The organism is Kibdelosporangium phytohabitans (genome assembly GCF_001302585.1).
GTDB lineage: Bacteria > Actinomycetota > Actinomycetes > Mycobacteriales > Pseudonocardiaceae > Kibdelosporangium > Kibdelosporangium phytohabitans.
Window position 1 is genome coordinate 8,176,047 of record NZ_CP012752.1, and the last position, 26,199, is coordinate 8,202,245.

Consider the following 26,199-nt stretch of genomic DNA (forward strand, 5'->3'; position numbering starts at 1 on the left):
GACTCAGACCTGTGCCGATCCGTTCTGCGGCTGGGGCTTCGGCTTGAAGTCGACGCCCGCCTCCTTGCGCTGCGCCGCGGTGATCGGGGCGGGCGCGCCGGTCAGCGGGTCGTAGCCGCCGCCGGACTTCGGGAACGCGATCACGTCGCGGATCGAGTCGGCACCCGAGAGCAGCATGCAGATCCGGTCCCAGCCGAACGCGACCCCACCGTGCGGCGGCGGGCCGTAGGAGAAGGCGTCCAGCAGGAAGCCGAACTTCTCCTGCGCTTCCTCCGGGCCGATGCCCATCACGGTGAACGCACGCTGCTGCACTTCCCGGTTGTGGATACGAATCGAGCCGCCGCCCAGTTCGTTTCCGTTGCACACCAGGTCGTACGCGTAGGCGTTGGCGTTGCCCGGGTCCTCTTCGAAACGGTCGATCCACTCCGGCGTCGGCGAGGTGAACGCGTGGTGCAGCGCGGTCCACTTGCCCGAGCCGACCGCGACGTCGTCGGAGCCGTCGACGGCCTGGAACATCGGGAAGTCCACGACCCACACGAACGACCACGCGGACTCGTCGATCAGGCCGCACTTGCGGCCGATCTCCAGCCGGGCGGCGCCCAGCAGCGCCCGTGAGGAGCCCGGGTCGCCCGCGCCGAAGAAGATGCAGTCGCCGGGGTTGGCGCCGACGGCCTTGGCCAGGCCGTCGCGCTCGGCGTCGGAGATGTTCTTGGCGACCGGTCCGGCCAGCGTGCCGTCCTCGCCGACCAGCACGTACCCGAGGCCCCTGGCGCCGCGGGTCTTGGCCCACTCCTGCCACGCGTCGAGCTGGCGGCGGGGCTGGCTCGCGCCGCCGGGCATGACGACCGCGCCGACGTACGCCGCCTGGAACACGCGGAACGGGGTGTCCTTGAAGTACTCGGTGAGGTCGGTCAGCTCGACGCCCAGCCGCAGGTCCGGCTTGTCCGAGCCGTAGCGCGACATCGCCTCGGCGTAGCTGATCCGCGGGATCGGCAGCGTGATCTCGTGGTCGCCGAGCTCGCGCCACAGCGCCGAGACGACCTTCTCCGACAGCGCGATCACGTCGTCCTGGTCGACGAAGCTCATCTCGATGTCCAGCTGGGTGAACTCCGGCTGGCGGTCGGCGCGGAAGTCCTCGTCGCGGTAGCAGCGGGCGATCTGGTAGTACCGCTCCATCCCGGCGACCATCAGCAGCTGCTTGAACAGCTGCGGCGACTGCGGCAGCGCGTACCACGAGCCGGGCGCGAGGCGGGCGGGCACGACGAAGTCACGCGCGCCTTCCGGCGTGGAGCGGGTCAGCGTCGGGGTCTCGATCTCCAGGAAGCCGTCGGCGTGCAGCACGTCGCGGGCGATCCGGTTCGCCTCGCTGCGCAGCCGCATCGCTGCGGCCGGCCCGGCCCGGCGCAGGTCGAGGTAGCGGTGCTTGAGGCGGGCCTCCTCGCCGACGGTCAGGTGCTCGTCCAGCGGGAACGGCAGCGGCGCGGCCTCGCTGAGCACGTCGAGTCCGGTCACGAGGACCTCGATCCGCCCGGTCGGGATGTCCGGGTTCTCGTTGCCCTCCGGCCGCACGGACACCTCGCCGACGATCCGGACGCAGAACTCGCTGCGCAGTTTGTGCGCCCGCTCGGCCATCTCGCCCTCGCGGAACACGACCTGCGCCACACCGGAGCGGTCACGCAGGTCGATGAAGATGACGCCGCCGTGATCGCGCCTGCGGGCCACCCAGCCGCTCAGTGTGACGGTCTGCCCGGCGTGCTCGGACCGGAGCGTCCCGGCCTCATGGGTGCGGATCACGGGTAGTGCACTCCAATTCACGATCAGCTCGACACCTGGGCCCACGGGTCAGGCCCAGGTGAAAAGGCTAGCCAACGCGTCGGCGGCCTTTACCGTCGGCTACCGCATGGTGCCTGGATCACCAACTCTTGTCGGTACCACAGCGGGTTACCGCGACGTAGTGTCGTGTAACGGTTCATGACCCAGGGGAGCCTGACTATGGGAGGCTGGCCGGTTGGGGACCCCGGCGCGATCGACGACGTCGACGCACTGGCGGGTGACGCATTCCCGATCGCCTTGCGTGCGGCGATTCGCGCGAGCGGACTGAGTCTCGACCGGATCCAGTACCGGCTCCGGGCCCGCGGCCTGACGATCAGCGTGACCGCGCTGAGCTACTGGCAGTCCGGCAGGCGCAGGCCGGAACGGCCGGAGTCGATGAGCGCGCTCAAGCACCTCGAAGAGGTGCTCGGCGTCGAGTCCGGTTCGCTGACGGCGTTACTCGGCCCGCCGCGGCCGCGTGGCCGTGCGCAGCGCACGCCCGCGGCGATCCCAATCGACGCGCTGTGGGACAACCGCGAACAGCTCGCGCCGCTGCTGTCGAGGATGGACGTCGCGTCGGACACCTCGTTGACGCGGATCAGCCAGCACGATCGGGTGGAGATCGCCGGTGACCGCGGTGAGCACAGCATCCGCGTCCGGCAGGTGCTGCGTGCCGAGCACGACGGCGCCGACCGGTGGATCTCGGTCTACGACGTGGCACGCCCGGGCAACCCGCTGCCGCGGATCGTCCCGCTGCAGTCGTGCCGCCTCGGCCGCGTCGCCAAGGACCCGGCCGCCGGGTTGATCGTCAGCGAGTTGCTGTTCGACCGTCCGCTGGCCCGCGGCGAGACCGTGATCATGGAGTACGAGGTGGCCATGGCCGGACCGCCGTACTCGCGCGGTGACGACTCGTTCTGCCGCAAGTTCCGGTTACCGGTGCGCGACTACGTGGTCGAGATGCGGTTCGACCCGGCGGACCTGCCCGCCTACTGCCACCAGATCAACACGCCCGCCGACGACCCCGACGCCGCGACCCGGCGTGATCTCGTGGTCGACAGCGCGGGCCGGACGCACGCCGTCGTGCTCGGCGTCGGGCCCGGCACGTTCACTGTCGAGTGGGGCTGGGTCCCCTAGGGCGCGTATCGACGTCCCCGTTCGATGAGAGTCGGGATCGGGGTGGTTCCTGGCGTCGCCGCGCGGACGCCGGAATACTGGTTGTCTTCTGGCGTTCGCGCGGTGGCGTCAGGGACCGCATCCGGCCCGGCTATCGCGGACGGGGGCGTCGATACGCGCCCTCACCTCGTTGAGGTAGTTGTAGATCGTGTACCTGGTCACGCCCAGTTCGGCGGCCAGGTAGTCGACCGCGTCCCTGATCAGGAAGAACCCCGCCTCGTCGAGGACTTTGACCACCTGGGACTTGTGCGCCTTCTTCATCAGCGGCACGGGCACGCCGACGTCGGCGACCGCTCGTTCGACCAGGTGGCGTTGCAGCGTGTCCACGTCGCCGGGGAACGTCTCCACGTCCCGTGCGGGCGGGGTGGCCGACGTGGATTCGGAGTTGACGCACAAGCAGCCGACCGCGACGCCGTCCGGGTCGCGGATGAACACCGTCGAGGACGTGATCGGCCGCCCGTCGGGCGCGTGTGTCCCGTAGTCGGTCAGGTCCTGTGTCGTGCCGCGGCGGACCAGGCCGAGCAGCAGGTCGGTCATCGGACCGCCGACCGTGCGGCCGGTCAGGTTGCCCGCGATCGCCACGATGGAGTTCGGCAGCCTGCCCAGGTCGTGCAGGACGACCTCCGTGCCCGGTCCGAGTGCCGTGCCGAGCCCGTTGATCGTCGGGATCAGCGTTTCCAGCACACCCGCGACGGATCGTTGGTGCGCGGTGGCCGGGCGGCCGGGCGGCGTGACGCGTTTCAACGCGATGGCCAGCTGGTCGATCGTGTCGGCTGTGGTGGACACGTGCGGCGACAGCCGGACGTGCTCGGGGCGGATGGTGGCGCTGATGCCTTCGGCGTTGAGGGCAGCGCCGACGGTTTCCGCCGGGTGGCCGGGGATCGTGAACGCCAGGATGCCCGCTCGCCTGCGGGGCTCGACCGACGAGACGATCTGCCCGCCCGCGCGCTGCACGACCTCGCCGAGCTCGTCGACCTTCGCGGAGATCCCGGCTTCGACAGCCGTGATCCCGGCCTGCTCGACCAGTTCGAGCGCGACGTTGAGCGCGCCGGCGGCGATCGGGCTGAGGTTCGTCAGCGACCACGCGGCAGCGAGCGGTGCGGGCTGGTGGACGCTGTCGTCGAACAACCCCGGGTCTTCAGCGCCGGTCCAGCCGGACAACACCGGATCCAGCCGGTCCAGCGCACGGTCGGACAACACCATGAAGCCGGTCGACCAGCCCGCCCGCAGCCATTTCTGGCCACCGACCACGAGCACGTCCGCGACCTCCCACGGCTCGTCGACGACACCGAAGCCCTGGATGCCGTCCACGATCAGCACCCGGTCACCGGCGACCTCGCGCATCGCGGCCAGATCCGCCCGGTAGCCGGTCCGGAAGTCCACCGCGCTCAGCGAGATCGCGGCGGTGTCACCGGTGACCGCCTCGGGGATCTCGGTCACGTGCGACACCCAGCGCGGCCGTGCGCCCGCCGCGCGAGCCCAGGGGTAGGTGTTCGACGGGAACTCCGCCGCCGAGACGACGACCTCACCCCTCACCCCGAAAGCCGCCTGGAACAGACCGGTGCTGGTGTTCGGCAACAGCACGACGTGGTCGGTGTCCGTGCGGCACAACCGCGCGACCGCCGCACGGGCACGCAGGTCCTGCCGCATCAGGTCGTCGACCGTGGTCGGCCCGGCGACCGCCGAGTACTCCGTCAGCCGCGATCGTTCGGCGAGCACGGCGTTGGACGGCGGGCCGAACCGGGCGAAGTCGAGGTAGCCGGTCGGTTCGCGGAACTGGTTGGCGATCACCTAGAGCACCTTCGCCAGGAACTGCCGGGTGCGCCGGTGCCGCGGGTCGTCGATGACCTGGCTGGGCGGGCCGGTCTCCACGACCGCGCCGTCCACCATGAACACGACGTCATCGGCGACCTGACGGGCGAAGCCGATCTCGTGCGTCACGACGATCATCGTCATCCCGTCTCCCGCCAATCCCACCATCACGTCGAGCACCTCGCCGACCAGCTCCGGATCCAAGGCCGAGGTCGGCTCGTCGAACAACATCAGCTTCGGTTCCATCGCCAGCGCCCGCGCGATCGCTACGCGTTGCTGCTGACCGCCGGAGAGCTGCCCGGGAAACGAGCCGGCTTTGTCAGCGAGGCCGACCCGGTCCAGCAGCGCCATCGCCTTCTCGCGCGCTTCGCCGTACCCACGGCGGTTGACCTGGACGGGGCCCTCGATGACGTTCTGCAGCGCGGTGCGGTGCGGGAACAGGTTGAACCGCTGGAACACCATGCCGATGCCCCGCCGTTGCCTGGCGACCTCGCGTTCCCGCAACTCGTGGAGCTTGCCGTTGCGCACGCGGTACCCGATCGGTTCGCCGTCGACCCAGATCTGGCCGGCGTCGACCGTCTCCAAGTGGTTGACGCAGCGCAGGAACGTGGACTTGCCCGCGCCGGACGGGCCGAGCAGGCACACGACCTGGCCGGGCTGGACGTCCATCGAGACCTCGTGCAGAACCGTGGTGTCACCGAACTTCTTGACCACACCGACCGCTTGGACAAGAGGTGCCGTCATGCCCGTCCCCACTTCAATGACCGGCCGACCTTGGTGCGCACGCGATGCGCGCGGTCGGCGGCGTCGAACGACCGTTCCAGGTAGTACTGGCCGACGCTGGCGATGCTGACCAGGATCATGTACCACGCGGCGGCGGCCAGCAGCGTTTCCATGAACTCGAGGTTGCGCGAGGCGATGTTGCTCGCCGCCTTGGTCAGCTCGACGAACGGGATGACCGACGCGATCGACGTGCCTTTCAACATGTTGATGAAGTCGTTGCCGGTCGGCGGGATGATGACGCGCATCGCCTGCGGCAGCGTCACGCGGATCAGCGTCCTGCCCGGCGTCATGCCGATCGACTGGGCGGCCTCGATCTGGCCGCGGTCGACGCTGTTGAGCCCGGCCCGGATGATCTCCGCCATGTAGGCGCTCTCGTTGAGCCCCAGCCCGAGCAGTGCGGCGGCGAACGCGTTGATGACCGTGTTGGTCGGCGCGTCGACGACGAACGGGATCGAGATGACCGGGAAGACGAGCGCGAGGTTGTACCAGATCAGGATCTGCAGCAGGACGGGCAGACCGCGGAAGATCCAGATGTAGCCCCACGCGAACCACCGCGCGACCGGGTTGGCCGAGCGGCCGAGCAACGCGATCACCACGCCGATCACGATCGCGCCCGCCTGGGCGGCGACCGCGAGACCGAGCGTGCGCCAGAGACCTTCGATCATCACGTCGAACGTGAAGAAGTCCGGGATGTCCGCCCAGAGGATCTGCGCGTCGGCGAACGCGAACCCCAGCGCGACGAGGATGCCGACGATGACCGCCGCGCCGATCCACCGGCCCCAGTGGGTCAGCCGGACGACGGGCATCGTCGGGTCAGGAGCCGCCATCAGCCATTCCCCCCGCCCGCCACGTGCACGAACCCGGAACTGTCGGACCCCTGCGGTAACGTGAAAAACAAGGGATCCCCTTGGGGGAATCGGACATGCGGTGGCGCGTGCCCGCGTGATCAGGCACCGCGGGGTCAGGGGCCGCCATTGACCGTTGCCTTCTGGATCGCGCCCTGGCTGACGTTCCACGACTGCAGGATCTTCGCGTACGTCCCGTCGTCGATGAGCGACTGCAACGACAGCTGCAGAGCCTTGGTCAGCTTCGGGTTCTGTTTGTTGACGCCGATGCCGTATGGGCCGCCGTTGATCGGCGGGAGGTTGACGACCTCGAAGTACTTGCCGTCGCCCGCGGTCTGGGCGACGTACACCGCGGTCGGCAGGTCGTTGAGGATCGCCTGCACGCGTCCGGTGCGCAGCTGGCTCTGGTTCTGGGTGTCGCTGTCGGTCGCGGCGACGGTCACCGCGCCTTTGCCTGCCTGCGTGCAGATCGTGCCGCGTTCTTTCGCGTAGGTCTCCTGGCTGCTGCCGGAGTTCACCGCGACCGTCTTGCCGCACAGGTCGTCCGGCGACTTGATGCCCGCCGGGTTGCCCTTCTGCACCATGATCGTGATGCCGGACGTGAAGTAGTCGACGAAGTCGATCGACTTCTGCCGTTCCTTCGTGTCGTTCATCGCCGCCATGGTCATGTCGATCCGGCCCGACTGCAGGCCGGTGATCAGCGAGCCGAAGGCCATGTCCTCGTGGGCCATCTCGACGCCCAGCTTGCGGCCGATCGCCTTGGCCAGGTCGACCTCGGAGCCGATCGGTGTCTTGCCGTCGGCGGCGTAGAAGTTGTTCGGCGGGTTCTGGATGTTCGAACCGACTTGATCCTGCCTGCCGAGGCGATCTCCGGCGGCAGTTCGGCCGCCAGCTTGTCGTCCTTGGCCACTGCCGAGACGGGCGAGCCCTGTCCGCTCGGCACCGGCGCGCCGGACGGCGCGTCCTTGCCGCCACACGCCGTGAGCAGCGTGAACACCAGTGATGACGCTGCCAGCACGCTGATGGATCGAAGCATGCGGAGCAAATTACAACTATCCGTTGAAACTGTCCACATTTTGTTGAAGCATGAGCTCCAGCTGCTCCGACGCCACCGGAGGCGTCTCGACCGGGGGCGCGCTGCCGCGCGGGAAGCTGCTGCCTTCGAGCCCGTACTTGCGCACGAGCGGACGCGCCCGTCGCGCGAGCCAGTCTCGGTACGAACGGCTGGCGTAGCTGCCGCGTGCGTAGATGTCGCGGTAGTCGTCGAGCAGGTCCGGGCGTTCACGGGCCAGCCACGCGGCGAACCACTCCTTGGTGCCCGGCCGCAGGTGCAGCGGGATCATCGTGGCGCCGGTCGCGCCCGCGTCCGCGATCTCGGCAAGCACGCCTTCCAACTGGTCACGGGAATCGGTCAGCCTGGGCAGCACAGGCGCGACCAGCACCCCGCACGACAGGCCCGCGTCCGTCACGCGTTTGATCATGTCCAGCCTGGCCCGGGGACTCGGCGTGCCCGGCTCCAGCCGCTGCTGCAGGTCCCGGTCGACCAGCGCCAGCGACACCGCCACTCCCACCGGCACCTGCTTGCTCACCTTCGCCAGCAACGGGATGTCACGCACCATGACCGTGCCCTTGGTCAGGATCGAGAACGGCGTACCGGAGTCCGCGAGCGCTTCGATGATCCGCGGCATCAGCTGGTAACGCCCTTCGGCGCGCTGGTACGGGTCGGTGTTCGTGCCCATCGCGACGTGCTCGCGTTGCCATTTCGGCGATCTCAGTTGCCGGGCAACGACTTCAGCCGCGTTGATCTTCACGACGACCTGGGTGTCGAAGTCGCGTCCCGCGTCGAACTCCAGGTATGTGTGGGAATTGCGGGCGAAGCAGTTGTGGCTGACGACGCCGTTGGCGATGAAGTCCCCTGTGCCGGTTGTGATGTCGTACATCACCTCCGGGACGCCGAGCGGCTCGATCGACACGACCGCGAGCCGCGGCTGGATCACCCCGTCGACGTCCGTGACGAGCTTGATCCCGTCGGCCAGGAACGGCTGCCCGGTGATGCCTTCGGTCACCTGCTGCCAGCCCTGTTCGGTCAGCAGCCGGTGATCACCGCTGGCGACCAGCGTGGTGCCGCCCGCCAGCGTGACCCGGTACGCCGGTTTGACGGTCGTCCAGTGCGCGAGGACTCGCGTCGGCACGCGCTGGCGCTGGTTGCCCAGTCTGCCGGTGCCGTAGATCTCGTCGCCCGTCCTGATGTCGGCCAGCGGCCGGGTCGTGCCGTCGAGCATCAGGATCTCGGTCTCACCCGCGAGGCAGTACGTGCACGCGTGCGAGCAGCCGCGGTACGGGTTGATCGTCCACTGGAACGGCAGCACCGAGCGGCCGCCCGGCACCCGGTTGAGCACGGATCTGGCGTGCACCTCGTGGAAGGTGATGTCGGCGAACTCGGGGGTCCGGACCGTGCGCACCAGCCCCGGCAGGGCCAGTTGCCCGCGATCGGCCCGTTGAGCGTCCCAGCGCATGAGCATGATCCGAACATATGTTCGAGCCGGTGTCAATCCGGCGCCGACATGGCGGGATTTGCCTGGTCAGCGCACGTCGCGGATCGCCTGTACGACAGCATCGGGGCGGACCCAGGCGATCCCCGAGTGCCCGGCGTCCTCGACACAGCGGATCTCGCCCCGGGGCAGGGCCGCGGCCAGGTCGGTGTACAGGCTGTGCTTGGGCCGGTTGGCTTCGGCGGGCGGTTTGCGGGACTCGGGCGGCACCAGGTCCGCGGTGAACTCGTCGGTCCCCATGGCGCACACGAAGATCACCGGCAGGTCGGGATCGGGCCCGGCGGCGCGGACCTCGTCGAACAGGCGCGGGATGTTCATCGGTTCCCGCAGGGACTGGCGGTAGCCGGCACGGCCGAACCCCCGGTCCAGCAGCGGTTCGCGGATCTCGGCCGGCCAGTCGGCGAGCGCACGGCCGAACGCGGCCCGGAACACGGCCCGCATCGCGTCCAGCTGCTCGGGCGGGAACTCGACGTCGGTGTCCGTGTCCTCGAGCCGCCGCGCGTCCTTGGCCGGCAGGTAGCCGACGATGTCCTCGTGGGTCGGGTCGAGCAGCACCAGACCGGCGACCTCGCCGGGGAACCGTTTGGCGTACAACCGGGCGTACAGACCGCCAAGCGAATGCCCGACCAGCACGTACGGGCCGGGCACGGCCGCGGCACGCAGCACCTCGCGTAGGTCATCGGTCACCTGCGTACCGCTGCGCGGGAGGTCCACGGCGTCGCTCCAGCCCATGCCGAGCCGGTCGTGGATCACACTCGTGGTGAACTGCGCCACCAGGTTGTGCACGTTCCAGTAGTACAGGCCGAACATGCCCCCACCGGCCAGGAACACCACGGTCGGGCCGCCTGTGCCGGACCGGTGCAGCAACATCGATCCGTCCGCGACGGCGTAGCGCGTCCCCAGTGGCGCCTCGGGCGCGTCATGATCGATCACCCAGCCAGGCTATCGGCGTCACCGGCTCGCGGTTGTGCAGGTTTTGTGCAGGCATGCGGCACAGTCCCGTTGTGCCGGCGGCGCACAACCCCCCAGGCGTCGCCGGCTGCATACTTCCCCAGTCGCCGGACGTGGCACCGCCCGGCTGACATGATCGCGGTATGTCGTTATTGGACACCCTGCTGGTGCCGTTCCACACACCGGCGATCACGCTCGGCAGCACCAGCACGAGCTGGGGCGAGGTGGCCGGGTTCGTCACCGGCGCGCTCTGCGTGTGGCTGGTCGCCAGGCAGAACGTGTGGAACTGGCCGATCGGTATCCTCAACAACATCGCGTTCCTCGCGCTGTTCATGACCAGCGGCCTGTACGCGGACGGATGGCTGCAGGTCGTCTACATGGTGCTGGCGCTGTTCGGCTGGTGGTCGTGGCTGCGGGGCGGTCAGGCGCACACGCACCTGCCGGTCAGCAGGACGACCCGCAACCAGTGGTGGGCCATCCTGGGCATCGGTGTCGTCGCGACGGCTGCGCTGACGTGGATCCTGGACACGCAGACGGATTCGACCGTGCCGCTGCCTGACGCCGTCACGACCGTGCTGTCGTTGTTGGCCACGTGGGGTCAAGCGCGTAAGAAACTCGAGTCGTGGTGGTTGTGGATCGCCGCGGACATCATCTACATCCCGCTCTACGCCTACAAGAACCTGTGGCTGACAGCGATCCTCTACATCGGATTCCTGGCTTTGTGCGTGCTCGGGCTGCGCAACTGGCGCGCCGATGTGCGGGCACGGGAGCTGGTGACGGCGTGAAACGGTTCCGGCACGCGCTCGTCCTCGGCAAGTTCTACCCGCCGCACCGCGGGCACCACCTGCTCGTCCGGGCCGCCGCGGCGGCGAGTGAACGGACGACGGTCGCGGTCCTCGCGTCCAGCGTCGAGTCGATTCCGGTGGCCGACCGGGTTTCCTGGCTCGCCGAGGAACACCGCGGCGAGTCCGGTGTGGTCGTGCTCGGCGACATCGACGAACACCCGACCGACTTCGAGGACGACGAGATCTGGGAGGCACACGTCGCCATCGCGCGGTCGGTGCTGTCGCGCCGGGCGATCCTGGACGGCGACCCGGCCACCGCCGCGGTCGACGCGGTCTTCACCTCCGAGGACTACGGCCAGGAACTGGCCAAACGCCTCAACGCCGACCACGTCCCGGTCGACCCCGAGCGGTCGGCGCACCCGGTCTCCGGCACGGCGGTGCGCGCCGATCCGAAGGGCCGCTGGCACGACCTCGCGACGGCGACCCGAGCCGGTCTGGCCGCCCGGATCGTCGTGGTCGGCGCGGAATCCACCGGGACGACAACGCTTTCCCGTGCGCTTGCCGAGCACTACCGAGCCGCGTGGGTGCCCGAGTACGGCCGCGTGCACACCGAGGGGAAACTGGCCGCGGCGAAGGCGTTCGACCCGGCCGCCGAACTGGACGGTCTGGTGTGGACTGTCGGTGACTTCGTCGACGTCGCCGTCCGGCAGGCGCGCGCCGAGGACGACGCCGCGCCGATCGGGCCGGTTCTGGTGTGTGACAACGACCCCTGGGCCGCGACCGTGTGGTGCGAGCGTTACCTCGGGTGCGCCTATCCCCAGGTCGCTGCCGCCGTCGGTGCTCGGCGCCCCGCGCTGTACCTGCTCACCGACCATGAGGGCGTCCCGTTCGAGCAGGACGGCTGGCGTGACGGCGAGCATTTGCGCGAGTGGATGACCGGTCTGTTCATCCAGCGGTTGACCGAGCGCGGCGTTCCGTGGGTGCACCTGACAGGTGACCGTCAGAAGCGCCTCGCGCAGGCGGTCGAGGCGTGCGAAGACGTGTTCACGCGACACTTCCGCTACGCCGATCCATTGGGCTGAGGACACGGAGTGCAGGATGTGCCGGTGCACGACGACACCGTTCCCATCCCCCGGATCACCGACGAGCCGGAGAAACCCGCTGGTCGTGAGCGCGAGCCAGGTCATGGGCACAACCACGGGCACGGGCACGGACCGGCTGAACCGGCGTCGCGGAACGTCCGCCGGCTGCTGACGTGGCTGCTGCTGCCGTTCGCCCTGGCGTCCGTGGTCGGTGTCGTGCTGCTCTACCCCACCGGTGACACGCCGTCGCCCGCCAACGGCCAGCAGGAGCCGGTCCGGGGCGAGGTCGTCGCGACCTCGCTCGGGTCGTGCGACGGCGGCGTGCAGGTCGGCACACCGGATCCCGCGTGCCTGGTGGTCACGGTCCGGATGAGCGACGGTCCCGCGCCCGGCAAGGAGATCATCAGCCGGTCGCCGAACGAGCCCAGCACGCCCCGGTTCACCGTCGGCGACAAGATCGTGCTGGCCTACTCGGGCGGTGACCCGGCCAAAGGCGAGTCGTACCGGGTGGTGGACTTCCAGCGCGGCGCGCCGCTCGCGGTGCTCGCCGTCGTGTTCGCGCTGGCCATCCTCGTGCTCGGGCGGTACCAGGGGTTCGCCGCGCTGATCGCGCTCGGGCTCAGCTTCCTCGTGCTGCTGCTGTTCGTGCTGCCCGCGATCCTCACCGGCGAGAACCCGCTGCTGGTGGCGGTCGCGGCGGCCGGGGTGATCATGTTCATCGCGCTGTACCTGACCCACGGGTTCTCGGCGCGGACGTCAGTCGCCGTGCTCGGCACGATGATCAGCCTGGTCCTGATCGGCGGGCTGGGCGCGTTGTTCTCAGCGGCGACCGACCTGACAGGACTCGACGAGGACACCGCCCTGTTGCTCGGGACGCTCGGGCACGGTCTGGACACGCGCGGGTTGTTGCTTGCCGGGCTGGTGATCGGCGCGCTCGGTGTGCTCGACGACGTGACCGTCACGCAGGCAAGCGCGGTGTGGGAACTGCGGCGCGCGAACCCGTTGCTGAGCTGGCGCGAGCTGTACGCCGCCGGGTTGCGCATCGGTCGTGACCACGTGTCGTCCGCTGTCAACACGCTCGCGATGGCGTATGCGGGTGCCGCGTTGCCCGTGCTGCTGTTCTCGTACGTGTCCGGCGCTGATCTGGGCACGATCCTCGGGTCGCAGTCGATCGCGCAGGAGATCGTGCGCACGCTGGTCGGCAGCGTCGGGCTCGTCGCGTGCGTGCCGGTCACCACGGTGGTGGCGGCTCTTGTCGCCAGCCGTGAACCGGCTACTGCTCCAGCGAAGCCACGAACTTCGTCACGGCCTCGGGCTTGAGCCGGACGGCCAGCTTGCCCGGCGGCGCGGCCCTGGCCAGCTGGTACAGCGGGCGGCCGTCCAGGCCCTCGCCGCGTGCTTCCGCCCTGAGCTGGGCCACGAGCAGCTCGGAGATCACCAGCGACCCGGAGTTCGCGCTGGCCGCGAGCGCGTCGGCGAGCTTGCGCAACGCGATGATGCCCAGTTCGGCGCCGCCCGTGCCGGAATAGGACGCGACAGCCATGTTGATCCCGCGGCTGCGGGGCGTCTCGGCGACCAGCATGCTGACCGTGCGCACGCTGCGGACGTCCATCACGACCATCTCGAGCCGTTCCGCTTTGGACAGGTCGACCGTGCGGCGGCCGAACGTGCGCAGCACGACCTTGGTGCCGTCCAGCCACAACGTGCGCCGCGCCTGCGACCAGCTGAACAGCAGCAGCGGCAAGGCGACCGCGGCTGCCGTGATCAACGCGGCGGTCTGGTCGAAGATCAGCCCGATCACACCGCCGATCGCGGCGGCCAGGACGAGGATCGCGACGACCGCCATCCGGAAACGCTTCCGCACGCCCACCCGGTCCAGCAGGTCGAGCGGCAGGTGTTCGGCCGACATCACAGCCCTCGCAACGGACCGGGCACGCCAGCGTCCTCGTCGAGACCGGCGAGGAACGGGTTGGTCTCGCGCTCACGGCCGATGGTCGTGGTCGGCCCGTGCCCGGGCAGCACGACCGTGTCGTCGGGCAGCGTCAGGATCTTGGAGCGCAGCGTCTGCGCCATCTTGCGCACGTCGCCACCCGGCAGGTCGGTCCGGCCGATCGACCCCGCGAACAACGTGTCACCGGCGAACAACAACCGGCCGCCTTCCTGCGTGCCGCACCGGAACGTCACCGAACCCTCGGTGTGGCCGGGCGTGTGGTCCACGGTGATGCTCAGCCCGGCGAGGTCGAGCTCGGCCTGGTCGGCCAGCTCACGCACCTCCCGCGGCTCGCGCATCGCCAGCTTGCCGCCGAAGAACGCCGCCGACTCCGCGCTGATCCCCTTCATCGGGTCGGACAGCAGCTCGCGGTCGTCCGGGTGGATCCACGCGGGGATGTCGTTGCCGTCGCAGACCGGCGCGACAGCGAAGCAGTGGTCGAAGTGGCCGTGGGTCAGCACCACCGCGACCGGCGTCAGCCCGTGCTCGGCGATCGCGTCGGCGACCGGCTCGGCAGCGTCCTGACCTGGGTCGACGATCACGCAGGCCTCGCCTTTCCCCGGCGCGATCAGGTAGCAGTTGGCCTGCAGGGCCCCGGTGGGGAAGCCGACGACGAGCACGCGCACGTCCTCTCGGTGTGGATACCGCGTGGATGACGCCACCCTACTGTGCGTCCCCTCTACACAGTTCTTACCGGGGGTGCAAATAGACTGCGCCAGCCAGCCAACGTGAGGGCCCAGGGAGGGTGCAGGTGCCGACGAATCAGCAACGCCGGGAGGCGGCCAAGCGCAAGCTGGAACGCCAGCTGACCCGCAGGGCCGAGCGTGCGAAAAAGCGCCGGATAGTCGCCACCGCGCTCACCGTCGGTGGTGTCGTGGTGGTAGTGGGGCTGATCTATCTCTTGGTCGTGCTGAACAGCGGTGACAACTCGGCGGCCAACCAGCCGACCGACACCCCGCAGGAGCCGAAGACCACCAGCGGCCCGTGCAAGTTCTCGTCGAACCCGGCCAAGCCGGCGTCGAAACCGGTCGACGCGCCGCCGGACGTCGACCCGACGCCGAACGCGGGCACCGCCAAGGTCAACGTCAAGACCAGCCAGGGCGACATCCCGCTGACCATCGACCGCGCGAAGGCGCCGTGCACCGCGGAGGCCATCGAGCACCTGGTGAAGGCGAAGTTCTACGACGGCACCAGCTGCCACCGCCTGGTCAACTCGGCGAGCCTGAAGGTCCTGCAGTGCGGTGACCCGACCGCGCAGGGCTCCGGCGGCCCCGGCTTCGAGATCAAGGACGAGCTCGCCAGCCTGCCCAAGCCGGCGGCGGGCCAGGAGACGATCCCGTACCCGAAGGGCACGCTCGCGATGGCCAACGCGGGGCCGAACACCAGCGGCAGCCAGTTCTTCATGGTCTACGGCGACAGCCAGCTGCCGCCGAACTACACCGTCTTCGGCACGATCGACGCGGCCGGTCTGGCCACGCTGGACAAGGTCGCCGCCGGTGGGATCACCGAAGGACAGGACGGCGCACCGAAGAACCCGGTGAACATCGAGACCGCCACCGTCGCCTGACCCGGTTCGTTGACCACCAATGTGGCCTTGTCGCGTTTCGCGCGACAAGGCCACATTGGTGACACGGGTAGGCTCGCGAGTGTGTACCGGGAGTACGAGCCACCTCGTACCGATGCCGTCCGTTGCGTGTGGACAAGCACGAAGGTCGGTGCGCAGCGCGTCGTGCCGGACGGTTGCATGGACATCCTCTGGAACGGCACGGACCTGGTCGTGGCCGGACCGGACACCGCGGCGTTCATGACCCAGTCGAACGGAACCGGTGTCGGCGTGCGGTTCCAGCCAGGAGTCGCGCCCGGGTTGCTCGGCGTCTCAGCGCACGCGATCAGGAACACCCGAGTGCCGTTGGCGGAGTTCTGGCCGCACGACCGCGTCGCCCGGCTGCTCGACGAAATGCACAACGGCAACCCCGGACAGGCGCTGCTGCGTTCGGTGGGGTCCACCGAACCGGACAAGTTCGCCACGCTCGTCACGCAACTGGTCACCACGCACGACGTCCGGCACCTCGCCGACACCATGGGCATCACCGAACGCCACCTGCACCGCAAGTGCCTGGCGCGATTCGGCTACGGCCCCAAGACCCTGCAGCGGATCACGCGGTTCTCCGCGGCGATGGACCTCGTCTACGCCGGGAAACCGTTCACCGAGGTCGCGCACGCGTGCGGCTACGCCGACCAAGCGCACCTCTCACGCGACGTGAAAGCGTTGGCGGGCACGACGCTCACCACGCTGGTTCAGGACGCGGACGTGCGGCTCGACTGAACGGCGTTGTGTGGTGGCCGACGAAGTCAGTCACCACACAACGCTTGCTGTCCATCTCATGGTGCGGCCGTTCCGCAGGATCACATGAAGATCTTGACCAACTGGTCTCGCCCCTCGCTGTCTCTCAGCAAGATCTGGCTACCACCCCGCATCTCCGCGTCGATGAACTCATAGATCAACAACGCGCGGTTGACCAAGTCGACCTTCTTCAGGCCTGTACGTTGCTGGAGCTTGTCGATCGCCTGAGCGGCCTCAGGGATCAACGCGACGTTGGCCCGCTCGACGACGGGCGGTCGCCCGGCCTCCTGGTCCGAGGACATACACACCTCCTTCCACAGCTGTCACGAGCGGCGCCCACTGCACCTCTCTCACAACATTGTTGCAGATAGGGCGACATGTAGCCACCGAAAGTGTGGCGAATCGGTGTGAAATATGGCGTACTTCGCCACCGGCCTGCTACGGTGTGGTGGTCGCACTCCAGGAGTGCGACCACCACACGGAATACGGAAAGGAGACGCCTATCGCTGTATTCGACTGAAAGCCGACATGCACAGGTCCTTCACCCGACGCCTGTGCAGCGAATGTGTCGGTCATGGATCAAACACCATCACCGTGCTCAGCGATTCGTCCCTGATGACGGTGATGATCATTGCCGCACCCGCAGTCGGAGATGGGGGATCACCGGCCGCGGCGACGGTGGAAAAGGGTGCCTCCAGCGAAACGTACTCAACACGGAGACGCTGGTCTGGAGGAAGAAAGGGCGTCCGTCATGGGTGCCGCACACAGGTCGGGCAGTCTTCCACCGGAGGACTGGGGCGCACCGACCGGCGACGCGCGTTTGAACATCCAGAAAGGAGACTTCCTGGTGGACGTATCGATGCCAGCGAGATACTCCCGGCAGCTTCTGGACGTGTTCATCCTCGCGCTTGCGATTGCAGGAGCGATTATCGGCCCCGTCCTCACGCTCAGGGCTATGCCTCCGGACTTCCCTGCGTGGGCCGTCACCACGCTGATCGCCTTCGAGGTCGTCCTGCCGCCGACGACCGCACTGCTGTTCGTTCACAGGAAGGACAGGCGGGGCACGGGCAAGCGGGAGTAGCAGTTCTCCTGTCAGCGCGAGAAGGGGCGTCGGGCACCGGCCAGGCGCCCCTTCGACGATGACCCGTGCCGTCATCGGAAGCCGCTGGTTCAGGACGCGGACGTCACCCTGTAGACGTCGTACACGCCTTCGACGCTGCGGACCGCCTTCAGCACGTGCCCGAGGTGTTTCGGGTCGCCCATCTCGAACGAGAACCGCGACACCGCGACCCGGTCGCGGGATGTCTGCACCGACGCGGACAGGATGTTGACCCGCTCGTCGGCGAGCACCTTGGTCACGTCCGACAGCAGCCGGTGCCGGTCGAGCGCCTCGACCTGGATGGCCACGAGGAACACCGAGGACGCCGACGGCGCCCATTCCACGTCGACCAGCCGCTCGGGCTCGGCGAGCAACTCGTCCGCGTTGGTGCAGTCGGTCCGGTGCACGCTCACACCACCGCCGCGCGTGACGAACCCGAGGATGTCGTCACCCGGCACCGGGGTGCAGCAGCGCGCGAGCTTGACCCAGACGTCCGAGGCGCCCTTGACGACCACCCCCGCGTCGCCGGACGCGCGGCGGCGGGTGACGGTCGACGGGGTCGCGCGTTCGGCGAGCTCCTCCTCGGCGTGCTCGACGCCGCCGAGCAACGCCACGAGCCGCTGCACGACGTGCCTGCCGGAGGTGTGGCCCTCGCCGACGGCCGCGTACAGCGAGCTGATGTCCGGGTACCGCAGCTCGCGCGACAGCGCCGTCATCGCGTCCACCGACACGAGCCGCTGCATGGGCAGGCCGACCCGGCGGACTTCCTTGGCGATCGCGTCCTTGCCCGCCTCGATCGCCTCTTCGCGGCGTTCCTTGGCGAACCACTGCTTGATCTTGGCCCTGGCCCGCGGCGACGCGGCGAACTGCAGCCAGTCGCGCGACGGCCCGGCGCCTTCGGCCTTCGAGGTGAAGATCTCGACGACCTCACCGTTCTCCAGCTTGCGTTCCAGCGCCACCAGGCGGCCGTTGACCCGCGCGCCGATGCAGCGGTGCCCGACCTCGGTGTGCACGGCGTAGGCGAAGTCCACCGGCGTCGACCCGGCGGGCAGCGTGATCACGTCGCCCTTCGGCGTGAACACGAAGATCTCGCGCGTGGAGAACTGGTAGCGCAGCGACTCCAGGAACTCGCCCGGGTCCGCGGCTTCACGCTGCCAGTCGAGCAGCTGGCGCATCCAGGCCATCTCGTCGACCTCGACACCCTTGCTGTCGTGGGTGCCGCGGGTCTCCTTGTAGCGCCAGTGCGCCGCGATGCCGTACTCGGCCGTGTGGTGCATGTCGTGCGTGCGGATCTGCACTTCGAGCGGCTTGCCGTCCGGGCCGATCACCGTCGTGTGCAGCGACTGGTACACGCCGAACCGCGGCTGTGCGATGTAGTCCTTGAACCGGCCGGGCATCGGCTGCCACATGGCGTGCACGACGCCCATCGCGGCGTAGCAGTCGCGGACGTCCTCGACCATCAGCCGCACACCGACCAGGTCGTGGATGTCGTCGAAATCCCTGCCGCGCACGATCATCTTCTGGTGGATCGAGTAGTAGCGCTTCTGCCTGCCCTCGACCGTGCACTTGATCTTCGCGTCGCTCAGGTGCTTGTCCAGCTCCTCGATCACCGCGTTGAGGTACTCCTCGCGGGACGGGGCGCGGTTGGCGACCAGGCGGACGATCTCGTTGAACTTCTTGGGCTGCAGGATCGCGAACGCGAGGTCCTCCAGCTCCCACTTCACCGTGGCCATGCCCAGCCGGTGCGCCAGCGGGGCCAGCACCTCGAGGGTCTCCTTGGCCTTGCGGGCCTGCTTCTCCGGCGGCAGGAACCGCATGGTGCGCATGTTGTGCAGCCGGTCGGCCAGCTTGATCACCAGGACGCGCGGGTCCTTGGCCATCGCGATGATCATCTTGCGGATGGTCTCGGCCTCGGCGGCCGTACCCAGCTTGACCTTGTCCAGTTTGGTCACGCCGTCGACCAGGTGCGCGACCTCGTCGCCGAAGTCGGAGCGCAGCAGCTCGAGCGAGTAGTCGGTGTCCTCGACCGTGTCGTGCAGCAGGGCCGCGACGAGCGTCGTGGTGTCCATGCCGAGCTCGGCGAGGATCGTCGCGACCGCGAGCGGGTGCGTGATGTACGGGTCGCCGGACTTGCGGCGCTGGTGGCGGTGCTTCTCCTCCGCCACGTCGTACGCCTGCTGCAGCAGGCCGAGGTCGGCTTTGGGGTGCAGCTCGCGGTGCACCGCGGCCAGCGGTTCGAGCACCTGCTTGACCGGGGCCGCGCGCTGGGCGGTGATCCGCCGGGCCAACCGTGTGCGGACACGACGGGTCGCCGATGGTGGCCTGGGTACTGCCGCCTGTTCCGAGGTCGGCTTCAGGCTCGCCGCGGACTCCACGTCATGACTCACTCACACGCTCCCGCACGTCACCAGAGCCGTCCGGGCCCCGACTGAGACCCGTGTCATGAGAGTAACGCGTTAGCCCTGGTAACCATGCCGTTTCGCGGCAGGCGGCCTTCCTCACACGGTGAGCAGCGTGTCGAGCTTCCGTCCGGCAAGTCGGCCCCGACCGCCCAGTGCGCCGATCTCCAGCAACACTGTGATCCCTGCCACTTCCGCCTCGGCAAGCTCGACCAGCTCACAGGCGGCCGCGGCGGTGCCGCCGGTGGCCAGCACGTCGTCGATGACCACCACCCGCTGGCCGGGTTCGATCATGCCCGCCGGGATCTCCAGTTCGGCGGTGCCGTACTCCAGTGAGTAGGCGGCCTTGCCGCCGACGACCGGGAGTTTGCCCGCTTTGCGCACCGGGACGACACCCAGTCCACGCGAGTACGCGACGGCGGCGCCGAAGAAGAAGCCGCGGGCGTCGATGGCGACGATCGCGTCCACGTCGGTCAGCGTCTGCGCCATCGCGTCGACGACCGCCTTGAAGGCGTCCGCTGTGCCCAGGACGGGCGTGATGTCCTGGAACACCACGCCCGGCTCGGGGAAGTCGGGCACTCGCCGGATCAGGGCGAGTGCCTCGTCGAGTTCCATCAGTGCTTGCGCTTGCCGCTGGGCCGCTTGCCCTGCGGCTGGCCCTGGCGGCGCCGCTGTTCGGCGGCACTCGGGTTGCGGGCCGGCACGCCACCGGCCGCGCTGAGCGCACGCTCCTTGCGCAGTTCGGACGCCAGCGACTCCTCGTCGAAGGTCTCCGGCTTCTCGCTGACGACCGCGCCTTCCGCACCCGCCGCCTTGGCCGCGATGCTGGCCCGGCGCGCACGCACACGCTTGGCCTGCGCCTTGAACTTCGGGTCACGCATGGTGAAGTCCACCAGCAGCGGCGTGGCCAGCGCGATCGAGGAGACCACACCGGCGACCATGCCCGCGATCTGCACCAGCGCGAGGTCCTGCAGCGTACCGACGCCCAGCAGCACGGCACCGACCACGAACAAGCCGATGACCGGCAGCAACGCGATCAACGCGGTGTTGATCGACCGCATCAGGGTCTGGTTGACCGCCAGGTTGGCCGCCTCACCGTACGTCCGGCGCGTCAGGCCGAGCAGGCCACGGGTGTTCTCCTTGACCTTGTCGAACACCACCACCGTGTCGTACAGCGAGAAACCGAGGATCGTCAGCAACCCGATCGCGGTCGCCGGGGTGACCTCGAAACCGATGAGCGAGTAGATGCCCGCGGTCACGATCACGTCGTGGAACAGCGTGATCAGCGCCGCGATCGCCATCCGACGCTCGAAGTACAGCGCGAGGAAGATCGTGACCAGCACCAGGAACACGACCAACGCGATCAACGCCTGCTGGGTGACCTCGCCACCCCAGGTCCCGCTCACCGCGCTGTCGCTGACCGCGCCGTTGGGCTTGAGCTGACTGGTCAACGCGGCCTTCAGCCGGGCGATCTCGTTCTGGTTGAGCGTCTCCGTGCGGATCTGGATGGACGCGGTATCGCCGACGCCGACGCTCTGCGTCGACTCGGGCAGGCTGCCGAGGGTGTCCTGGTAGACCTGGTCGACCTGCTTGGTGCTGATGGTCCCGTTGGCACCGTCGGCGTCGAGCTGGATCTTGGTGCCGCCCTCGAAGTCGATCCCGAAGTTGAAACCCCGGAACACGATCGACGCCAGGCACACCAGGACGAGCGCGGAGAAGAAGATGTACAACCGCTTGCGCTTGCCGACGACGTCCAGCGCGCCGTTGCCGACGTAGAGCCGCTGGAAGAACGACGCCCGCTTCGCGGGGGTTGTTGGCTGAGTCGTGTCCTCGCCGGCCACCTCAGGCCTCCTTCACTGTGGGACCGGTGCCGCCGGTGGCCGTCTTGGCCCGTTCGGCGGCGTGACTCTCGCGGTGCGCCGCGCCAAGCCCGACGAGCTTGGGGTTGGACAGCCGCTTCGACTTGGACACGATGGCGACCAGCGGGTGCGTCACGAGGAACACCACGATCAGGTCGAGCACCGTGGACATACCCAGGGTGAACGCGAAGCCCTTCACCTGGCCGACCGCCAGCAGGTACAGCACCGCGGCGGACAGGAACAGCACCGCGTCGGCGGACAGGATGGTGCGGCGGGCACGGGCCCACGCGCGTGGCACGGCCGACCGGAATGTCCGGCCCTCCCGCATCTCGTCCTTTAGTCGTTCGAAGAACACGACGAACGAGTCCGCGGTGAACCCGATCGCGACGATCAGACCGGCGACACCGGCCAGGTCGAGGCTGTAGCCGATGACCCGGCCGAACAGCACGATGATCGCGTAGACGATCGCGAACGACAGCACCAGCGACAAGATCGTCAGCACGCCGAGCAGGCGGTAGTAGAACAGGCAGTAGACGAACACCAGGCCGAGGCCGATCGCACCGGCGATCAGGCCGGCCTGCAGCGACGCGAGGCCCAGGGTCGCGGACACCGTCTCGGCGTCGGACGACTGGAACGACAGCGGCAGCGAACCGTACTTCAGCACGTCCGCGAGCGCGGTCGCCGTGCGCTGGTTGAAGTTACCGCTGATCTCGGTGTTGCCGCCGGGGATCGGGCCCTTGATCTCGGGCGCCGAGACGACCTTGGTGTCGAGCACGAACGCGGCGCGCTTGCCGACGTTGGCGGCGGTGAACTTGGCCCAGATGTCGGCGCCCGTGCCGTCGAAGGTCAGGTTGACGACGTATCCGGCGCCCTGCGAGTTCGGTCCGGAGTTGGCGTCGCTGATCTCCTCACCCTTGAGGAAGACCTTGCTGAGCACGAACTTCTCGGACTTCTCCTCGTCGCAGGCGACCAGCGGGAGGTTCGGGTCGTCGTTGCCGACCAGCGGGTCGTCGGCTTCGCAGTTCAACGAGGCCAGCGCGGTCTGCATCGCGGCCGTGTCGGGCTGCTGCGCGGTGCCGCCGTCCTCCGGCGTGGCCAGCGCCGGGTTCTGCCGGATGTCACGTGCCTGCTTGATCTGCGCGGCGACCTCGGGGCTGACCGAACCGGAGTTGCCGGACGGCGGCGCGGGCTGCTGCGCGGACGAGGGCGGTGCGCTCGGCGGCGGGGTGCTCGGGCTGCTGGGCGCGTTGCTGCCGCTCGGCTGCTGCTGCCGCAACTGCGGCGCGGGGCGGCCCTGTGGCTGGTTGCTGCCGGACGCGGGCGGCTGTGCGGTCTGGCTGCCGGCCGGCGGGGTGGCCGGCGCGCTGCCGGACGGCGGGGGCTGGGTCCCGCTCGTCGGTGGCGTCTGCGAGCCCGGGGGCTGCTGCGGCGCGTTGGGGACCGCCTCGATCACCTTGCGGAAGCCGAGAGTCGCGGTCTGACCGAGTTCCTTGGCCTTCTCACCGCCGTCACCGGGCACCGTGATCACGATGTTGTTGCCGTCGAGGACGACCTCGGCACCGTTGATGCCCTGGCCGTTGACGCGCGTCTCGATGATCTGGCGTGCCTGGTTGAGCGATTCCTGGCTCGGCGCGTTGCCGTCCAGCGTTCGCGCGGTCAGCACGACCCTGGTGCCACCCTTGAGGTCGATGCCCAGCTTGGGGACCGGTTTGTGGTCACCAGTGCCGAACACGAGCCCGTAGAGGACCGCGATGATGGCTATGAAGAAGGCGAGATAACGAACGGGGCGGAAGTGCCCAGCCGATGGTGCCACGTCTGTCCGTCTCTCTATGCGTCACTAGTGGGGGTAGCGGGCTTTCTTTGTTCATGACGCTGCGCCCGCACCCGATATCGATCGGGTGAGGGCGCAGCGTACCGCGAAGGCGATGAGGTTGGTGTTTCCCCAGCGCTCGGTTTGAACGCGGTCAGCTCTTCTTGGTCTGCTCGAGCGGCGGCGCGACCTCGGCGGTGGACTTCGGCGTCTCGGACACGACGCTCTTCTCTTCGTCCTTGGTCTCCACGGCCTCGGCGACGGGCTCGTCGTCCTCGACCGGCTCCTCGACGACGTCGTCGCTGACCTTCTCGCGGACCGCGGCACGCAGCCAGGTGGTCACCACGCCGTCGGCGATCTCGATGTCAACCGTGGCGTCGTCCGCGGTGTTCGCGACGTAGCCGTACAGGCCCGACGTCGTCATCACCTTGTCGCCGACCTCGATCGAGTTCTGCAGTTCCTGCTGCTGTGCCATCGCCCGCTTCTGCTTGCGGCTCATCAGCACCATGGGCACGATGAGCACCGCGATCAGCAGAAACGGAAGCAGTTGCCCGAGGTTCATTTCTCTCCGTTCGGCGGACATCCCGTTGGAGTGGAAATGCCCGATTGTTCTGGTTTCCTGCCGCCGAGTGTGCCACCAGCGCGTTACGCCCAGGCATTCAGCCTGTGCGCGCGGTCACTCACCGAACAGCGTAGGCGCCGCCTGACCTGGTGCGTCGTTCGGGGCTTGCAACCCGAGGTGCGCCCACGCGGTCGCTGTCGCCACCCGGCCACGAGGGGTTCTTGCCAGCATGCCAGCCCGTACCAGGTAGGGCTCGCACACTTCCTCCACGGTAGTTGACTCCTCCCCCACCGCGACAGCCAAAGTCGAAATACCGACCGGCCCACCGCCGAACGACCTGACCAGTGCGTTCAGCACGGCCCTGTCCAGGCGGTCGAGGCCCAGCTCATCGACGTCGTAGACCTCCAGCGCCGCACGGGCGACGTCAACTGTGACCGCACCGTTAGCTCGTACCTCCGCGTAGTCACGCACACGGCGCAACAAGCGGTTGGCGATGCGGGGTGTGCCGCGTGACCGGCGTGCGATTTCCACCGCGCCGTCCGGCCGCAGATCGACGCCGAGGATGGTGGCCGAACGGGTGAGGACCTGTTCGAGCTCGTGCGCCTCGTAGAACTCCATGTGCGCGGTGAAGCCGAACCGGTCGCGCAGCGGGCCCGTCAGCACACCGGACCTGGTCGTGGCCCCGACCAGCGTGAACGGGGCGATGTCGAGCGGGATGCTGGTGGCGCCCGGCCCCTTGCCGACCACGACGTCCACCCGGAAGTCCTCCATCGCCAGGTAGAGCATCTCCTCGGCGGGCCGGGCGATCCGGTGGATCTCGTCGATGAACAGCACGTCGCCCTCGACCAGGTTGGACAGCATCGCGGCGAGGTCGCCCGCGCGTTCGAGCGCGGGGCCCGACGTGATCCGGATGGCGCTGCCCAGCTCGGCGGCGATGATCATGGAGAGGCTGGTCTTGCCCAGGCCGGGCGGGCCGGACAGCAGAACGTGGTCAGGTGGGGCACCGCGCCGCATGGCGCCTTCGAGCACGAGCGTCAGCTGCTCACGGACGCGTGCCTGGCCGACGAACTCGCTCAGCCGCTTCGGCCGCAGCGTCGCTTCGACGTCACGGTCCTCCGCCTCCGCCAACGGGGAGAGCGCGTCCTCGTCGTGCACGTCGCTCCCCTATCGCTTGCGGCCGAGGACGGTGAGGGATTTGCGCAGCACAGCGGCGGTGTCGGCGGCGGAGTTGTCCGCCAGCACGCCGTCCACGGCCTGTTCGGCGGCCCGCTGCGCGAACCCGAGACCGACGAGGGCCTCCACGACCGAGCCGCGCACGACACTGGCCGACGGCGCGACCGGCGAATCGCCGCTGGTCCACGCGCCGACCTTGTCGCGCAGTTCGATGATCAGCCGCTCGGCGCCCTTCTTGCCGATGCCGGGGACCTGCGTCAGCATCGCCACGTTGCCCTCCGACAGCGCGCTGCGCAGCTTGTCGGGTTCGAGCACGGCGAGCATCGCGAGGCCGAGCCGTGGCCCGATGCCGGAGACGGTCAGCAGCATCCAGAACAGGTCACGGGCGTCGGTGTCGGCGAAGCCGTACAGCGTCAGCGAGTCCTCACGCACGATCAGCGCGGTGTGCAGCTGCGCCTCCTCGCCGCGGCGCAACGTCGCCAGGCAGGACGGCGCGGCCTGTACGGCGAAGCCGACCCCGCCGACCTCGATCACGGCGTGGTCAAGGCCGACCGACAGCACCGGTCCGCGTACCGACGAGATCACCGCGTCACTCCTTTTGCTTTCCTGGCCTCGGCGAGCCGGGCCTTGTGCACCTTGGCCAGTTCGGCCGCGCGTTGTTCGGCCTCGGCGAGCCGCGTGCGCATCGGTGCGCGCCAAATGTGGCAGATGGCCAGCGCGAGCGCGTCGGCGGCATCGGCGGTGCCGGGTTTCTCCTGCAGTTTGAGCAGACGCATGACCATCGCGGTCACCTGCGCCTTGTCCGCGCGGCCCGACCCGGTGACGGCGGCCTTGACCTCGCTGGGGGTGTGGAACTCGACCTTCAGGCCACGCCGGGCCGCCGCGACCGCGACGACACCACCGGCCTGCGCCGTGCCCATCGCCGTCTGCACGTTGTACTGGCTGAACACGCGCTCGACCGCGACCACATCGGGTTTGTGCAGGTCAAGCCAGCCTTCGACGGCGTCGGAGACCTTCAGCAGCCGTTCGGCCAGGTCGGCGTCGACGGGCGTGCGGACCGTGTCCACCGCGACACAACTGACCTTGCGACCGGTCCCGCCGTCGACCACGGCGATACCGCACCTGGTCAGGCCCGGGTCAACACCGAGCACCCGCACACCATCACCCC

Annotated in this window: 24 protein-coding genes and 1 pseudogene; 7 read left to right on the forward strand and 18 right to left on the reverse strand. The window is 68.8% G+C overall.

Features of this window, described 5'->3' with window-relative positions; translation table 11 throughout:
- Positions 1 to 3 precede the first annotated feature (3 nt).
- Entirely contained in the window at positions 4 to 1,794 is a 1,791-nt protein-coding gene (gene aspS / locus AOZ06_RS36905) for an aspartate--tRNA ligase (RefSeq protein ID WP_054293610.1), read from the reverse strand.
- A 198-nt stretch (positions 1,795 to 1,992) separates the two neighbouring features.
- On the opposite strand from aspS, the gene AOZ06_RS36910 reads away from it, so the two are divergent.
- Complete coding sequence (locus AOZ06_RS36910) at positions 1,993 to 2,946, forward strand: helix-turn-helix domain-containing protein (protein ID WP_054293611.1); 954 nt, start codon at positions 1,993 to 1,995, stop codon at positions 2,944 to 2,946.
- Positions 2,947 to 3,054: 108 nt separating this feature from the next.
- Here the strand turns inward: AOZ06_RS36910 and AOZ06_RS36915 are convergent, their stop codons facing one another.
- The 6 genes and pseudogenes from AOZ06_RS36915 to AOZ06_RS36940 all read right to left on the reverse strand — a co-directional run bounded on the left by AOZ06_RS36915 (position 3,055) and on the right by AOZ06_RS36940 (position 9,910).
- Complete coding sequence (locus AOZ06_RS36915; RefSeq protein WP_054293612.1) at positions 3,055 to 4,776, reverse strand: aminotransferase class V-fold PLP-dependent enzyme; 1,722 nt, start codon at positions 4,774 to 4,776, stop codon at positions 3,055 to 3,057.
- Positions 4,777 to 5,541: an amino acid ABC transporter ATP-binding protein gene (locus AOZ06_RS36920; RefSeq protein WP_054293613.1), complete on the reverse strand. Its 765-nt coding sequence runs from the start codon at positions 5,539 to 5,541 to the stop codon at positions 4,777 to 4,779.
- Complete coding sequence (locus AOZ06_RS36925) at positions 5,538 to 6,407, reverse strand: amino acid ABC transporter permease (RefSeq protein ID WP_054293614.1); 870 nt, start codon at positions 6,405 to 6,407, stop codon at positions 5,538 to 5,540. The genes AOZ06_RS36920 and AOZ06_RS36925 overlap by 4 nt, the downstream gene beginning before the upstream one ends.
- Before the next feature lie 134 nt (positions 6,408 to 6,541).
- Positions 6,542 to 7,461: pseudogene (locus AOZ06_RS36930) on the reverse strand (ABC transporter substrate-binding protein).
- 16 nt (positions 7,462 to 7,477) lie between these two features.
- A complete protein-coding gene (locus AOZ06_RS36935) occupies positions 7,478 to 8,947 on the reverse strand; it encodes an Rv2578c family radical SAM protein (RefSeq protein ID WP_225952991.1) in 1,470 nt (489 codons plus the stop codon).
- Between the two features lie 60 nt (positions 8,948 to 9,007).
- Entirely contained in the window at positions 9,008 to 9,910 is a 903-nt protein-coding gene (locus AOZ06_RS36940; RefSeq protein WP_054293615.1) for an alpha/beta fold hydrolase, read from the reverse strand.
- Between the two features lie 161 nt (positions 9,911 to 10,071).
- Between AOZ06_RS36940 and pnuC the strand changes: the two genes are divergently transcribed.
- Genes pnuC through AOZ06_RS36955 form a run of 3 tightly spaced genes read left to right on the forward strand, consistent with a single transcriptional unit; the run spans position 10,072 to position 13,115 of the window.
- Positions 10,072 to 10,713 carry a nicotinamide riboside transporter PnuC gene (gene pnuC, locus AOZ06_RS36945; protein ID WP_054293616.1) on the forward strand — a complete coding sequence of 214 codons (642 nt, stop codon included), beginning with the start codon at positions 10,072 to 10,074 and terminating at the stop codon, positions 10,711 to 10,713.
- The gene (locus AOZ06_RS36950; RefSeq protein ID WP_054293617.1) at positions 10,710 to 11,795 is read left to right on the forward strand and encodes an AAA family ATPase; all 1,086 of its coding nucleotides are present in this window, start codon (positions 10,710 to 10,712) and stop codon (positions 11,793 to 11,795) included. The genes pnuC and AOZ06_RS36950 overlap by 4 nt, the downstream gene beginning before the upstream one ends.
- 24 nt (positions 11,796 to 11,819) lie before the next feature.
- Positions 11,820 to 13,115 carry a YibE/F family protein gene (locus AOZ06_RS36955; RefSeq protein ID WP_236951862.1) on the forward strand — a complete coding sequence of 432 codons (1,296 nt, stop codon included), beginning with the start codon at positions 11,820 to 11,822 and terminating at the stop codon, positions 13,113 to 13,115.
- Here AOZ06_RS36955 and AOZ06_RS36960 read toward each other — a convergent pair.
- Together AOZ06_RS36960 and AOZ06_RS36965 are read right to left on the reverse strand one after the other, a co-directional pair.
- On the reverse strand, positions 13,069 to 13,704 hold the full coding sequence (locus AOZ06_RS36960) for a hypothetical protein (RefSeq protein WP_054293618.1): 636 nt from the start codon (positions 13,702 to 13,704) through the stop codon (positions 13,069 to 13,071). The genes AOZ06_RS36955 and AOZ06_RS36960 overlap by 47 nt on opposite strands.
- On the reverse strand, positions 13,704 to 14,405 hold the full coding sequence (locus AOZ06_RS36965; protein ID WP_054297195.1) for an MBL fold metallo-hydrolase: 702 nt from the start codon (positions 14,403 to 14,405) through the stop codon (positions 13,704 to 13,706). Before AOZ06_RS36965 ends, AOZ06_RS36960 begins: the two co-directional genes overlap by 1 nt.
- A 131-nt stretch (positions 14,406 to 14,536) precedes the next feature.
- On the opposite strand from AOZ06_RS36965, the gene AOZ06_RS36970 reads away from it, so the two are divergent.
- Complete coding sequence (locus AOZ06_RS36970) at positions 14,537 to 15,352, forward strand: peptidylprolyl isomerase (protein ID WP_054297196.1); 816 nt, start codon at positions 14,537 to 14,539, stop codon at positions 15,350 to 15,352.
- Positions 15,353 to 15,433: 81 nt separating this feature from the next.
- Entirely contained in the window at positions 15,434 to 16,111 is a 678-nt protein-coding gene (locus AOZ06_RS36975; protein ID WP_063810177.1) for a helix-turn-helix domain-containing protein, read from the forward strand.
- A gap of 80 nt (positions 16,112 to 16,191) precedes the next feature.
- Here the strand turns inward: AOZ06_RS36975 and AOZ06_RS36980 are convergent, their stop codons facing one another.
- The gene (locus tag AOZ06_RS36980) at positions 16,192 to 16,431 is read right to left on the reverse strand and encodes a hypothetical protein (RefSeq protein ID WP_054293620.1); all 240 of its coding nucleotides are present in this window, start codon (positions 16,429 to 16,431) and stop codon (positions 16,192 to 16,194) included.
- A 545-nt stretch (positions 16,432 to 16,976) separates the two neighbouring features.
- Between AOZ06_RS36980 and AOZ06_RS36985 the strand changes: the two genes are divergently transcribed.
- Complete coding sequence (locus tag AOZ06_RS36985) at positions 16,977 to 17,210, forward strand: hypothetical protein (RefSeq protein WP_157233455.1); 234 nt, start codon at positions 16,977 to 16,979, stop codon at positions 17,208 to 17,210.
- An 89-nt stretch (positions 17,211 to 17,299) separates the two neighbouring features.
- On the opposite strand, the gene AOZ06_RS36990 is transcribed toward AOZ06_RS36985, so the two are convergent.
- From AOZ06_RS36990 to ruvC, 8 genes are all read right to left on the reverse strand, one after another.
- The gene (locus tag AOZ06_RS36990; RefSeq protein WP_054293622.1) at positions 17,300 to 19,615 is read right to left on the reverse strand and encodes a RelA/SpoT family protein; all 2,316 of its coding nucleotides are present in this window, start codon (positions 19,613 to 19,615) and stop codon (positions 17,300 to 17,302) included.
- 111 nt (positions 19,616 to 19,726) lie between these two features.
- On the reverse strand, positions 19,727 to 20,242 hold the full coding sequence (locus AOZ06_RS36995) for an adenine phosphoribosyltransferase (protein ID WP_054293623.1): 516 nt from the start codon (positions 20,240 to 20,242) through the stop codon (positions 19,727 to 19,729).
- A complete protein-coding gene (gene secF / locus AOZ06_RS37000; RefSeq protein WP_054293624.1) occupies positions 20,242 to 21,468 on the reverse strand; it encodes a protein translocase subunit SecF in 1,227 nt (408 codons plus the stop codon). The genes AOZ06_RS36995 and secF overlap by 1 nt, the downstream gene beginning before the upstream one ends.
- A gap of 1 nt (position 21,469) precedes the next feature.
- The gene (gene secD / locus AOZ06_RS37005; RefSeq protein WP_054293625.1) at positions 21,470 to 23,299 is read right to left on the reverse strand and encodes a protein translocase subunit SecD; all 1,830 of its coding nucleotides are present in this window, start codon (positions 23,297 to 23,299) and stop codon (positions 21,470 to 21,472) included.
- Positions 23,300 to 23,450: 151 nt separating this feature from the next.
- Positions 23,451 to 23,858, reverse strand: coding sequence for a preprotein translocase subunit YajC (gene yajC, locus AOZ06_RS37010; protein WP_054293626.1), 408 nt, complete (start codon positions 23,856 to 23,858; stop codon positions 23,451 to 23,453).
- A gap of 114 nt (positions 23,859 to 23,972) precedes the next feature.
- Complete coding sequence (ruvB, locus tag AOZ06_RS37015) at positions 23,973 to 25,013, reverse strand: Holliday junction branch migration DNA helicase RuvB (protein WP_054293627.1); 1,041 nt, start codon at positions 25,011 to 25,013, stop codon at positions 23,973 to 23,975.
- Between the two features lie 9 nt (positions 25,014 to 25,022).
- Positions 25,023 to 25,616 (reverse strand): Holliday junction branch migration protein RuvA, encoded by a 594-nt coding sequence (gene ruvA / locus AOZ06_RS37020; RefSeq protein ID WP_054293628.1) that lies wholly within the window; start codon positions 25,614 to 25,616, stop codon positions 25,023 to 25,025.
- Positions 25,613 to 26,188, reverse strand: coding sequence for a crossover junction endodeoxyribonuclease RuvC (gene ruvC / locus AOZ06_RS37025; protein ID WP_054293629.1), 576 nt, complete (start codon positions 26,186 to 26,188; stop codon positions 25,613 to 25,615). The genes ruvA and ruvC overlap by 4 nt, the downstream gene beginning before the upstream one ends.
- Positions 26,189 to 26,199 lie beyond the last annotated feature (11 nt).